Raw genomic sequence first — 13,267 nt, forward strand, 5'->3', positions numbered from 1 at the left:
CGTGTAGTAGGTTTGAAGGTTGTGCGCGGTCAGCTCTTGCCGTGCATTCTCCGCCGCCGGGCCGCCCAGCCCTCCTTGTTCTCCTGACGGCTGCGGGCCACGGCCAGCGCGTCGGCAGGTACGTCCTTGGTGATAGTGGCGCCTGCGGCAATATAGGCGCCCTCGCCCACACTCACCGGCGCCACCAGATTGGTGTTGCAGCCGATGAAGGCATTGTCGCCGATGGTGCAGCGGTACTTCTTGAAGCCGTCGTAATTGGTGGTGATGGTGCCGCAGCCAAAGTTGACGCCCGCGCCCACATCGGCGTCGCCCACGTAGGTCAGGTGGCTCATTTTGGTGCCTGCGCCCAGCACACAGTTTTTCAGCTGGACAAAAGCGCCCACATGGCACTTTTCGCCCACCGTGCAGTTGGGGCGGATGTGGGCGTAGGGTCCCACGTCGCAGCCGTCGCCCAGGGTGCTCTCGTTGACCTGAGACGCGTTGATGACCACGCCGTTACCCACGGTGCAGCTGTTGACCAGGGCATTGGGCCCGATCTGGCAGTTTTCGCCGATGCAGGTCTCCCCCTGCAAAATGGTGCCGGGCAGGAGCACAGTGCCCCGTCCGATCTTCACCCGCGGGTCGATATACACCGCGCCCGGGTCCAGGACCCGCACACCGGCGCGGATGTGCTGTTCCACCACCCGGCGGCGCAGCAGCATCTCCAGCTCGGCAATGGTGTCCGGCCCGTAGACCGGCAGCCAGCCGGCCACCAGCTCCGCCGCAGAGACGTTGTTGGTCATGCGGGTCTTCCAGGCCTCCTGCAGCTCATAGCCGGCTGCGGCGTACACGAAGCCTGCGCCTGCCTCCGCGGCGGGCAGCGCCGCCCGGGGCAAAACCAGCACCGGGTCCGGCACATTCAAAAAGTCCATCAATTCGCTGTACTGCTCCGAAACCGTCACATCGGCCTCCGGCGGGAAGCACGCGCGCACCTCGTCGGCAAAGCGGGGACCGCAGACGACAAAAAACCGCCGGACGCCGTCGGCCAATAACTTGTCACTCATCCACTTGAGGATCGGGCAGAACAAAACGGCTTCCAGCATCAGCGGTTTGGAGCTCTCCGGGATGGAGGAGTCCTCTTCCAAAAAGAAAACGGCACTCTCCGGGCGAACCATGAAAATCTCCTCCCTTTGTTCAATCGTTTGCTTTCGCCTGTTTATTATATCAAATTTTTGTGGGAAATCCAGTGTTTCCAGTGAAATTCTTGGGGAATTTTCCCCGAATTCCTCCGTCTTTTTCAAGTCTTTTTTGTAACAGGCAACGGGGCGGCCGGTTTTTCCTGCCGTTTTTTGCGATCTTTTCGGCATTTCGCAGAATTTCAGGCTATTTTGTCGTGATTTCCTCTGAAAATCCAGATTTCCTTTCACATTACAGTTGAATTTGCAAAGGTAAAGGATTACAATGATCTACGCTTGTATGGAAAGGGGGAAACCGGGTCAAATTATGCTCAATATTGTATTGGTAGAGCCGGAAATTCCACAAAACTGCGGAAATATTGCCCGCACCTGCGCCGCCACCGGCAGTCGGCTGCATCTGGTGCGCCCCCTGGGATTCGACATTTCGGAGAAGGCTGTCCGCCGGGCAGGGCTGGATTACTGGCACCTGGTGGAAGTGGCGGACTACGAAAATCTGGACGACCTGTTCGCCCGGCATCCGGAGGCCGCCGCCGACGCCTGGCTCACCACCACCAAGGCGCCCCAGTCCTATGAGCAGGCCCGTTTCTCCCCGGACAGCTGGCTGTTTTTCGGCAAGGAGACGGCAGGACTGCCCCTGGAGTTCCGGGAGAAATTCCGGGACCGGTGTATTCGCCTGCCCATGATCTCCCAGGCCCGGAGCCTGAATCTTTCCAACACCGTGGCCGTGTGCGTGTATGAGGCGCTGCGGCAAAACGGCTTTCCCGACCTGCTGGGCACCGGCGAAATGGCCCGCACGGCTCCGTGACGTAAACCCCGGCGCAGACGCGCCGCATACCATATAATACCGTTGGAGGTTTTTTTATGAATTACAACAAGAAAACGGTCCGGGACGTGGACGTTGCCGGCAAGAAGGTTCTGCTGCGCTGCGACTTCAATGTGCCTATGGCCAAGGACGGCAGCGGCGTCATCACCGACGACAAGCGCATCCGGGCAGCCCTGCCCACCATCCAGTACCTGCTGGATCAGAACGCCGCCGTCATCGCCTGCTCCCACATGGGCAAGCCCAAGGGCGAGGTGGTGCCCGAGCTGAGCCTCAAGCCCGTGGCCAAGCGTCTTGGCGAGCTGCTGGGCAAGCCCGTCATCATGGCCGAAGATGTGGTGGGCCCCGACGCCCAGGCCAAGGCCGCCGCACTGCAGCCCGGTCAGATTATGCTGCTGGAGAACACCCGCTTTGAAAAGGGTGAGACCAAGAACGACCCCGCCCTGGCCAAGGCCATGGCGTCCATGGCGGAGCTCTATGTCTCCGACGCCTTCGGCGCCGTGCACCGGGCCCACGCCTCCACCGCCGGTGTGGCCGACTATCTGCCCGCCGTCAGCGGCTTCCTGATTCAGAAGGAGCTGGAGATCATCGGCGGTGCTCTTGCCAACCCCAAGCGGCCTCTGGTGGCCATTCTGGGCGGCTCCAAGGTCTCCTCCAAGATCGGCGTCATCAATAACCTCCTGGAGATCGCCGACACCGTCATCATCGGCGGCGGTATGGCCTATACCTTCTCCGCCGCCCAGGGCGGCAAGGTAGGCGACAGCCTGCTGGAGGCCGACTGGGAGGGTTACGCCAATGAGATGGTGGAAAAGGCGGCCGCCAAGGGCGTGAAGCTGCTGCTGCCGGTGGACACTGTCTGCGCCGACAAGTTTGCCCCCGATGCCAAGAGCCAGGTGGTCAAGGCCGGCGAGATCCCCGACGGCTGGCAGGGCCTGGACATCGGCCCTGAAACCATCAAGCTCTATTGCGCCGCCGTAGCCGACGCCGGCACCGTCATCTGGAACGGCCCCATGGGCGTCTTTGAGTTCCCCGCCTTCGCCAAGGGCACCGAGGCCGTGGCCGAGGCCCTGAGCAAAACCAACGCCATCACCATCATCGGCGGCGGCGACAGCGCCGCGGCCGTGCAGCAGCTGGGCTATGCCGACAAGATGACCCACATCTCCACCGGCGGCGGCGCCAGCCTGGAGTTCATGGAAGGCAAGGAGCTGCCGGGCGTCGCCTGCCTGCTGGATAAATAATTTTTACCCGCCGCCTATCCACCGTCGCGGCAGAACGATGGGAGCCCCCTGCCGGGGTCTCCGATCGTGCCGCTTCCTCGACACAGCCTCGCTTCATCCGCCTCAGGCGGCGCTTCGGCTGTGTCCAGCGGCGCCAGAGACGGAGTTCATGGAAGGCAAGGAGCTGCCGGGCGTTGCCTGCCTGCTGGATAAATAAAATCCTCGCAGCACCGGACTTTTTCAAAAAAGCGCCGGGAAATGTCCCCGCTTTCTTGACAAATACAGCAAAATTTTGTATAAAATAGTGGTTTGCCCCCCGCGGGCCCATCGCGTAATTCCTCTGTGACGCCCACGGCGCACGATATAGACATAAAGGAGTAATGAAAACATGAATCGCAGATATCGCAAGACCGTCATTGCCGGCAACTGGAAAATGAACATGACCGCCACCGAAACCAAGAAGTTCGCCGAGGACATCAAGAAGATCATGCCCCGCGCCAAGTGGTGCGAGACCCTGATCTGCGTCCCCGCCTGCAACATCCAGACCGCAGCCAAGGTCTTCAAGGACCTGCGGATCTCCGTGGGCGCCGAGAACGTGTACTTCGAGGAGAAGGGCGCCTACACCGGCGAGGTCTCCGCCGACATGCTCAAGGACCTGGGCGTCAAGTACGTCATCGTGGGCCACAGCGAGCGGCGGCAGTATTTCTGCGAGACGGACACCACCGTCAATAAGAAGGTCCACGCCGTTCTCAACGCCGGCATGAACCCCATCATCTGCGTGGGCGAAAGCCTGGAGCAGCGTGAAACCGGCGTGACCAACGAGTGGATCGCCCTGCAGGTTAAGAGCGCTCTGTACGGCGTGCCCGCCGACAAGCTGCGCCGCTGCATCATCGCCTATGAGCCCATCTGGGCCATCGGCACCGGCAAGACCGCCACCGCCGAGCAGGCCGGCGAGGTCTGCGGCAACATCCGCGCCACCATCCGCTCCCTGTACGGCGCCCGCGTGGCCCGTGCCGTCACCATCCAGTACGGCGGCTCCATGAACCCCAAGAACGCCGCGGAGCTGCTGGCCCAGCCCGACATCGACGGCGGCCTCATCGGCGGTGCCGCCCTCAAGCCCGAGCAGTTCGTGGATATCATCAACGCCGCCAACCAGGAGTAAGCTGTGGTCTGCGGGGGGAGCGTATCCCCCCGCTTTCCTGAATATGCCGGCCGCCCTGTCTGGCGGCCGCCAGCGAAATGAGGACGTTTTCTTAATATGAATAAAACACCTACTACTCTCATTATTATGGATGGCTTCGGTATGACCGAGGGCGTGGTCGGCAACGCGATCCGCGCGGCCAATACCCCCCGGCTGGACCGCTTTTTCCAGGAGTGCGCCCACACCACCCTCCGTGCCTCCGGCCTGGACGTGGGTCTGCCCGACGGGCAGATGGGCAACAGCGAGGTGGGCCACACCAACATCGGTGCCGGCCGGGTGGTCTTTCAGGATCTGCCCCGCATCTCCAAGTCCATTGCCGACGGCGACTTTTTCTCCAATCCCGCCTACTGCCACGCCATGGATGCCTGTAAGGAAAACGGCACCGCGCTGCACCTGATGGGTCTTTTGTCCGACGGCGGTGTCCACTCCCACCTGGAGCACCTGTTCGCCCTGCTGAAGATGGCCAAAGACCGGGGACTGGAGCGGGTCTATATCCACGCTTTCCTGGACGGCCGTGACGTGTCCCCCACCTCCGGTGCCGATTTCGTGGCCCGGACCGTGGAAAAGTGCCGGGAGATCGGCGTGGGCAAGATTGCCACGGTCATGGGCCGCTACTACGCCATGGACCGGGACAAGCGCTGGGACCGGCTGGAGCTTGCGTATGACGCCATGGTCTACGGCGAGGGCTCCGCGTTCAACCCCGTCCCTGTGGCAGCGGTGAAGGACTCTTACGCCGCCGGTATCACCGACGAGTTTATGGAGCCCGTGGTCTGCGACAACGAGGGCACCATCTCCGACAACGACAGCGTCATCTTCTTCAATTTCCGCCCCGACCGGGCCCGGGAGATCACCCGCGCCCTGGTGGACCCGGCGTTTGACGGCTTTACCCGCCAGATCTTCCCCCTGACCTTCGTGTGCAACACGGAGTACGATGCCACCATGCCCAATGTGGAAGTTGCCTTTCCCCGGATTACCGTCCACAACGGCCTGGGCGAGTACCTCAGCCAGATGGGCATGACCCAGCTGCGGATCGCCGAGACGGAGAAATACGCCCACGTGACGTTCTTCTTCAACGGCGGCAGCGAGACCGTGTTCCCCGGCGAGGACCGGGTGCTGGTGGCCTCTCCCAAGGTGGCTACCTACGACCTCCAGCCGGAGATGAGCGCCGCCGAGGTGACGGAAAAGTGTGTGGAGCGCATTGAGTCCGGCGCCTACGACGTGGTGATCCTCAACTTTGCCAACTGCGACATGGTGGGCCACACCGGCGTGTTTGACGCGGCGGTGAAGGCCGTGGAGACTGTGGACGAGTGCGTGGGCAAGGTGGTGGATGCCACCCGGAAGATGGGCGGCATCGCCATGATTACTGCCGATCACGGCAACGCCGAGCAGATGGTGGAGCCCGACGGCTCTCCCATGACCGCCCATACCACCAACCCCGTGCCCTTTATCCTCTGCGGTGCGGGCACCGAGCTGCGTCAGGGCGGCCGTCTGGCCGACATCGCCCCCACCATTCTGGACGTGATGGGCCTGGCCTGTCCTCCGGAAATGGACGGCAAAACCCTGATTGTGAAATAATCATCGAACCTCAAAAACGGCGCGGCTGAACTTCAGCCGCGCCGTTTGTATAATCTCTGGAAAAACCGTCCATACTTCCCTCAAGTTCCATATGAGGGAGGATACTTCCATGAAAGACCGTTTCAAAGGCGCACTCAGCGGCGCCGGATTCTATGTCACGCTGAGCATCTGCCTGCTGGCCGCAGCGGCAGGCGGCTACTTCCTGCTGCTGGACGGGACCCCGTCCCAGCAGGAGACAGAGCAGACGCCCCAGGCCCAGGAATCCTCCGGCCAGGCCGCCCTTCCGGCCCAGTCCCAGCCGGAGGCGGAGCCGCAAGAGGAGGCCGAAACCCCGGTGCAGACCCCGGCCGTAGCCATGCCGGAGGAGCCCGTCACAGTGGATGACGACATTCCCGTGGCCGCCGAAGCCCCCCACCTGATCGTCTCGCCTCTGCAGGGGGAGATCGTCTCCGCCTTCTCCGTAGACCAGCTGATGTATAACGAGACCCTGGATGACTGGCGCACCCATGACGGCATCGACATTGCCGCCCAGGCGGGCACCCACGTGCTCTCCGCCAGCGCCGGCACGGTGCTGGCCGTAGAGGATGACCCCCTGATGGGCACCACGGTGGTCATCGGGCATGACGGCGGCTATCAGACCACCTACGCAAATCTCCAGGCCCAGCCCACCGTGGCCAAGGGGGACACCGTGTCCGCCGGGCAGATTATCGGCTCCGTGGGCACCACCGCCGCAGCCGAGTCCGCCTCCGGTCCCCATCTGCACTTTTCCGTCACCTGCGACGGGGATGCCGTGGACCCGGAGACATTTTTGGGAAAGTGAACCAAAGGAAAAGAGCGCACCCGAATGGGGTGCGCTCTTTTTTATATCCGGATACACGCTCAGGCAGCTGCGCCGCCCAGCCGCTGTTCCACCGCCCGCATAGTCCGGCGCAGGAACGTGATGCTCAGCAGCAGCGACATGCACTCGGCCACGGGGAACGCCAGCCACACCAGCTCCAGCCGGCCGGACAGGGACAGCACCCACGCCACCGGCAGCAGCACCAGCAGCTGACGGCAAACAGACACCACCAGGCTGTAGAAGGGGTTGCCAATGGCCTGGCACACAGAGCCGGCAATGACGTCGAAGCCGGCCAGCAGGAAGGAGAAGCTGATGATCCGCAGTGCCACGGAGCCGATGGTCTGCATCTCCGCGGAGGCGTTGAAGAACAGCAGCAGCCGGTCGGGCATGATCTGGAAGACGGCAAAGCCCAGCGCCATAATGGCCGTGGCCGTGATGATGGTGAGCTTGACGGTCTTTTTCACCCGGTCCAGCCGGGCGGCACCGTAGTTGTAGCTGACAATGGGCACCATGCCGTTGTTCAATCCGAACACAGGCATGAACACGAAGCTCTGGAGCTTGAAGTAGGCGCCGAACACGGCGGTGGCCGTCTTGGTGAAGCCGAAGAGGATCTTGTTCATGCCGAACACCATCACCGAGCCGATGGACTGCATGACAATGGAGGGGAAGCCCACCCGGTAGATCTCCCGGACCACCCGGCCGTTCCAGCGGATGTGGCTGGGGCGGATGTGGATGTCCGGATTGCAGCGCAGGTTCAGGATCAGCGCCAGGATAGCGGCCACCACCTGACCGGCCACCGTAGCCACGGCAGCGCCGGCCACCTCCAGCCGGGGCGCGCCCAGCAGTCCGAAGATCAAAATGGGGTCCATGACGATGTTGATGAGGGCGCCCACCAGCTGGGTGCACATGGCAAAGAACGTGCGGCCCGTGGACTGGAGCAGCCGCTCAAAGCAGAACTGGCAGAAAACGCCGATGGAGCAGCCCAGGCAGATGGTGGCATACTGGGTGCCGTAGTTCACGATGACCTCCTCACCGCCAGCCTGTGCCACGAAGAAGGGCCGGGAGAGGAAGATACCGATCAGGGCAAATACCACGAAGCTGCACAGGGCCAGGAAGATGCCGGTGTTGGCCGCCCGGTCCGCCATGGTCTGATTCTTCTCGCCCAGGGACCGGGACAACAGGGCGTTGATGCCCACGGCAGTGCCGGAGCCCACGGCGATCATCAGGTTCTGCAGGGGGAAGGCCAGAGAGACGGCGTTGAGAGCGTCCTCACTGATCTGGGCCACGAACACACTGTCCACCACGTTGTACAGTGCCTGCACCAGCATGGAGATCATCATGGGGATCGCCATACTGGCCAGCAGTCTGCCCACCGGCAGCACGCCCATTTTGTTTTCCTGGGGCGCACCGGCGGCTTCTCTTTTGTCTTGCATGTTTTTTCTCCTTTCTGCTTCCGACAAAAAGGACGCGGCCTGAAAGCCGCGCCGTTTTTGGATCCGCTTGCGGGGAGGCACAGGCGCGCGCCTCATTCCCGGATCACTTCTTCAATTCTCCTGTTGCCAGCTGGGTCAGGTAGGCATTCAGGAATCCGTCCAGATCGCCGTCCATCACGCCGTCGATGTTGCTGGTCTCGTAGCCCGTGCGGGTGTCCTTGACCATTTGGTAGGGCATGAACACGTAGGAGCGGATCTGGCTGCCCCACTCGATCTTCATCTGTACACCCTTGATGTCGCTGATCTTTTCCGCATGCTGCTGGGCCTTGAGCTCCAGGAGCTTTGCCCGCAGCATCTTCATGCAGTTGTCCTTGTTCTGGAACTGGCTGCGCTCCTGCTGAGAAGCCACCACAATGCCCGTGGGCTTGTGGATCAGGCGCACAGCAGAGGAGGTTTTGTTGACGTGCTGGCCGCCGGCGCCGCTGGCCCGGTAGACCTGCATCTCGATATCCTCGTCCCGAATCTCGATGGTGTTGTCATCCTCCAGTTCCGGCATGACCTCCACGGCGGCAAAGGAGGTCTGCCGCCGGGCGTTGGCGTCAAAGGGGGACACGCGCACCAGCCGGTGCACGCCGTTTTCACTTTTCAGAAGGCCGTAGGCGTTCTCGCCTTCAATAGAGATTGCAGCGGACTTGATGCCCGCCTCGTCGCCGTCCTCATAGTCCAGAATCTTGTACGTAAAGCCGTGACGCTCCGTCCATCGGGTATACATGCGGTAGAGCATCTGAGCCCAGTCCTGAGCCTCGGTGCCGCCGGCGCCGGCGTGGAACTGCAAAATGGCGTTGGAGCTGTCGTACTCGCCGGAGAGCAGGGTGGTCATCCTCGTCTCCTCCACCTTTTCCTCCAGCTGGGCATAGCCCTCCTTGAGCTCGGCCAGCAGTTCCTCATCCTCGGCCTCCTGGCCCATTTCGCAAAGGGCGGTCAGATCCTCCCACTCGCCCATCAGCTTCTCCTGACGGCTGATCTTGTTTTGCAGCTGCTTGAGCCGCATCTGCACCTTCTGGGACCGTTCCAGGTCATTCCAGAAGCCGTCCTGTGCCGTCTCGTCCTCCAAACGCTGCGCCTCCTGCCGGGCGCTCTCAATGTCCAGCGCGGCGGACAGCTTGTCCAGCTCCGGACCAAGCTCCCGCAGCTTCTGCTTGTATTCGTCGTATTCGATCAAAGCCATGGCGCGTCTCCGTTCCTATAAATTTCATTAGCCATAGTATTATACTGGAAGGAATTTTATTTGTAAAGAAAAAAGTGGAAAAAACCGCCGGTTTGTCCAAAGTATGCGTATTTTTTCCCCGGGAGAAAAATACTTTTTTGGAAATACCGGGAAATCGCAGCTTGTTCATAATTTGTTCATGATTTCAAAATGCTTTTCCGCTATGGTACAAGCAGGAAGAAAATACGCAAACATTGCATGGATGAGATGGAGGGAACACGATGAAACACTTGATAAGAAGGAAGCTTCCTGCGCTGATCCTGTCTGCCGTGATGATGCTCTCGCTGATGCCCACGGCCCTGGCTGCGGACTGCGGCCACAACAGCTGGGGCAGCTGGCAGAAGCTCAACGACCAGCAGCACCAGCGCACCTGTCTGGTCAGCGGCTGCAATGCCGTTCAGACCGCCAACCACAGCTGGCCTTCCGGCTATGAGATGGACGCCTCCTCCCACTGGAAAAAGTGCACGGACTGCGGCGCCCAGACCGCCCATGAGGCCCATCAGTACAGCGGCAGCATGAAGTCCGACGCCAACAACCACTGGGATCAGTGCACTGTGTGCGGCTACAAGGACAACCTGGGCGGCCACGTGGATCTCAACGAGGACGGCAAGTGCGACACCTGCGGCTATTCCATGCCCAGCAGCACCATCACCGTCACCTTCAAAAACGGCTCTTCCACCTACCGCACCCAGAGCATCAAGAAGGGGAACGCCCCCTCCAATCCCGGCACCCCGTCCAAGTCTGCCAGCGGCAAGGTCTATACCTTCAAGGGCTGGACCACCAGCAATCCCGGCTCCTCCGCCGTCTATGACGGTCAGTCCTATCTGACCTCCTCCGGCGTGAGCCAGACCCCCCTGAACACCAACACCACCTATTACGCCGTGTACACCGTCTCCAGCAAAGCCGACTCCATTGTCTACGAGGTGGACCCGGGCAAGTCCGTCAGCTTCTCCCGCACCGACTTCCGGGACGTGTATGAGGATGTGTACGACGACGACTTTGACTATGTGGATTTCTACCCCGACAGCTCCTATAAGTCCTCCGTGGGCTATATCTACTACGACTACAAGGGCAAAAACGAAGAGCGGCTGGACCGGAACGATCTGAAGGACAACTACTTTGAGTACTCCAGCTCCAGCGACTATCCTCTGGATAAGCTGACATTTGTGGCCGATCAGGACGCCGGCAGCCGCACTCTCACCATTGACTGCACGCTCCACGGGGAAGACCATTCCCTGGACACCACTCTGGAGATCAAGATCGGCCGCAGCTCCAGTTCCAGTTCCGGCAAGGCCGACATTGTCTACGAGGTGGACCCGGATGACACCGTGGATTTTGACCGGAGCGATTTCGAGGACTACTTCGAAAAGGAGTATGACGACGACGATTTCGACCACGTGGTGTTCTATCCCGACAGCTCCTACAAGTCCTCCAACGGCTATCTCTACTATGACTACAAGGGAAACGACGAAGAGCGCATCAGCAAAACGGATCTGGAGGACTACACCTTCAAGTATTCCCGCACCGCCACCTATGCCATCGACTATCTGACCTTCGTGGCCGACGAGGATGCCGACGGCAATGTGGTGCGGCTGGACTTCACCGCCTACGGCGACGACGAGGAGCTGGACGGCGTGGTGGAGATCCGCATCGGCGATGTGGACGAGGAGGACGCGGACAAGGGCGACATCGACTACACCGTCGAGGCCGGCGACACCGTGGATCTGGACCGGAGCGACTTCTACGATTTCTTCCAGGACGAGTACGATGATACCACGCCCCGCTATGTCACCTTTGATCCCGACAGCTCCTATAAGTCCTCCAACGGCTATCTCTATTATGACTACGATGGCCGGGATGAAGAGCGCTTTTCCAAGAGCGACCTGTCCGATTACAGATTCTACTACAACGACGACAAATACGGCGATTACGAGCTGGACGAACTGACGTTTGTGGCCGACAAGGACTTCAGCGGCACGGTCTCCATCAACTTTACCATCTGGTATGACTCCAAGACCTATGTAAAGGGCACCCTGACCATCCGCGCCAAGACCACCGCCGTGGCCGGCGATGGCAGCATCCTCTATTCCACCACATACAGCAGCCTTGTGCAGCTCAATCACAATGACTTTGCCCGCTTCTTCAAGGAGAAGTTCCCCAACGAGACGTTCAAGTATGTGAAGTTCACCTCGCTGCCCGCCTCCGGCACCCTCAACTATGACTACTACAACACCAGTAAGTACGGAAAGTCTGTCCGGCTGACCTCCAGCAACTGCGCGGGCTACAGCTTCTACTTCAGCCCCAGCTCCACCTCCGACTATGCCCTCAGCGAGCTGACATTCTCCCCCAGCGGCTTCAACTACTGCCCCGAGATCGGCTTCACCGCCTACGGCAGCAACTCCAAGGCCGTCTCCGGCACCGTGCTCATCTCCGTCACCCTCAACTCCATGCCGGAGGTCTACGGCGTGGCTTCCAAGGGCGCGTCCGTCAGCTTCCCGGCCTCGTCTCTCTCCAGCGCCGTGTCCAAGGGCACCGGTATGTCCCTGGGCAGCATCCGCCTGCTGGAGCTGCCTGAGAGCAGCGTGGGCACCATCTACGTGGGCAGCGGCACCTCCGTCAAGGCCAGCACCTCCACCAAATATACTTACTCCTCCGGCAGCCAGTCCATCAGCCAGCTGCGGTTCGTGCCCGCCAGCAACTTCACCGGTTCCGTGGAGATCCCCTATGTGGCATACAGCTCCACCGGAAACGCCATCGCCTGCGGCAAGCTGAGCCTTGGCATCGTCAAGTCCGTGCCCAAGTTTAAGGACGTGACCTCCTCTACCTGGTGCTACAAGTATGTGGTGGAGATGAATGACGCCGGCGTCATCGACGGCTATGCCGACGGCTCCTTCCGTCCCGACAACACCGTCACCTACGGCCAGGCCCTCAAGCTCATCATGCTGGCGGCAGGCTACAAAACCCAGAACCCCACCGGTTCCCATTGGGCCAGCGGGTATCTCACCAAGGCCCAGAGCGACAAGCTCATCAGCGGCACGGTCAATCTGGACGCACCCATTACCCGCCTGGCTGTGGCACAGATCGCCGCCAAGGCCATGAAACTGTCCACCTCGGACCTGTCCAGCGTGAAGCCTTTCACCGATACCACCGACATCTATGTCCAGGCCCTCAGCGCCGCGGGCATCGTGCAGGGCTACTTCTCCAACGGCACCAGCACCTATAAACCCGGCAACACCCTCACCCGGGGCCAGGTTGCCGCCATCGTCTGGCGCATGGAAAATTATCAGGGATAACGTTCCTTGAAACAAAAAAGGCACGCCGCAAGGCGTGTCTTTTTTTGCTGCCCATACGCAACCCGGTATTTGAATTTACATGGGACGGCCCCGCTGGGCCGCGGCGCGGGGGCAATCATTTGCCCGAGCAATTCGATCGCCGGCGGTCGGAACCCATAAAAAAGGACACGACGCAGGTCGTGTCCTTTTTTATGGAACATCGCAACAGTATAGATGCTGGTAGGACTTGGGGCCCCACACAGTGGGGCGGCGCTTTTGCGCCGTACAAGCGTTTTCACCATAGGTGAAAACCTTGGCGGAGGCGGAATTCACTTCCGCCGAGCATTCTAATCACCCACGGTATCCATAAAAATAACCACACCGAAAGGTGTGGTTATTTTTATGGAGCGGCTAATGGGAGTCGAACCCACCTATGCAGCTTGGGAAGCTGCCGTTCTACCGATGAACT

The 13,267-nt window shown here is 60.7% G+C and carries 9 protein-coding genes; 6 read left to right on the plus strand and 3 right to left on the minus strand.

Features of this window, described 5'->3' with window-relative positions; translation table 11 throughout:
• Positions 1-29: 29 nt before the first annotated feature.
• The gene (locus QZS13_RS05820) at positions 30-1,154 is read right to left on the minus strand and encodes a DapH/DapD/GlmU-related protein (RefSeq protein ID WP_295586806.1); all 1,125 of its coding nucleotides are present in this window, start codon (positions 1,152-1,154) and stop codon (positions 30-32) included.
• Positions 1,155-1,482: 328 nt separating this feature from the next.
• Here QZS13_RS05820 and QZS13_RS05825 point away from each other — a divergent pair, with 328 nt between their 5' ends.
• The 5 genes from QZS13_RS05825 to QZS13_RS05845 all read left to right on the plus strand — a co-directional run bounded on the left by QZS13_RS05825 (position 1,483) and on the right by QZS13_RS05845 (position 6,808).
• Positions 1,483-1,980, plus strand: coding sequence for a tRNA (cytidine(34)-2'-O)-methyltransferase (locus QZS13_RS05825; protein ID WP_295586809.1), 498 nt, complete (start codon positions 1,483-1,485; stop codon positions 1,978-1,980).
• A gap of 56 nt (positions 1,981-2,036) precedes the next feature.
• Complete coding sequence (locus QZS13_RS05830; RefSeq protein ID WP_295586812.1) at positions 2,037-3,233, plus strand: phosphoglycerate kinase; 1,197 nt, start codon at positions 2,037-2,039, stop codon at positions 3,231-3,233.
• Between the two features lie 367 nt (positions 3,234-3,600).
• Positions 3,601-4,374, plus strand: coding sequence for a triose-phosphate isomerase (gene tpiA / locus QZS13_RS05835; RefSeq protein ID WP_295586816.1), 774 nt, complete (start codon positions 3,601-3,603; stop codon positions 4,372-4,374).
• 96 nt (positions 4,375-4,470) lie between these two features.
• Positions 4,471-5,988 (plus strand): 2,3-bisphosphoglycerate-independent phosphoglycerate mutase, encoded by a 1,518-nt coding sequence (gpmI, locus tag QZS13_RS05840; RefSeq protein ID WP_295586819.1) that lies wholly within the window; start codon positions 4,471-4,473, stop codon positions 5,986-5,988.
• A 109-nt stretch (positions 5,989-6,097) separates the two neighbouring features.
• A complete protein-coding gene (locus tag QZS13_RS05845) occupies positions 6,098-6,808 on the plus strand; it encodes a M23 family metallopeptidase (RefSeq protein WP_295586822.1) in 711 nt (236 codons plus the stop codon).
• A gap of 59 nt (positions 6,809-6,867) precedes the next feature.
• Here the strand turns inward: QZS13_RS05845 and QZS13_RS05850 are convergent, their stop codons facing one another.
• Both QZS13_RS05850 and prfB read right to left on the minus strand, forming a co-directional pair.
• Positions 6,868-8,259, minus strand: coding sequence for an MATE family efflux transporter (locus tag QZS13_RS05850; protein WP_295586825.1), 1,392 nt, complete (start codon positions 8,257-8,259; stop codon positions 6,868-6,870).
• Between the two features lie 103 nt (positions 8,260-8,362).
• Positions 8,363-9,487 (minus strand): peptide chain release factor 2, encoded by a 1,125-nt coding sequence (gene prfB, locus QZS13_RS05855; protein WP_295586827.1) that lies wholly within the window; start codon positions 9,485-9,487, stop codon positions 8,363-8,365.
• A 260-nt stretch (positions 9,488-9,747) separates the two neighbouring features.
• Here prfB and QZS13_RS05860 point away from each other — a divergent pair, with 260 nt between their 5' ends.
• A complete protein-coding gene (locus tag QZS13_RS05860) occupies positions 9,748-12,819 on the plus strand; it encodes an S-layer homology domain-containing protein (RefSeq protein ID WP_295586829.1) in 3,072 nt (1,023 codons plus the stop codon).
• Positions 12,820-13,267: the final 448 nt, after the last annotated feature.

The organism is uncultured Oscillibacter sp. (assembly GCF_900546705.1).
GTDB lineage: Bacteria > Bacillota > Clostridia > Oscillospirales > Oscillospiraceae > Oscillibacter.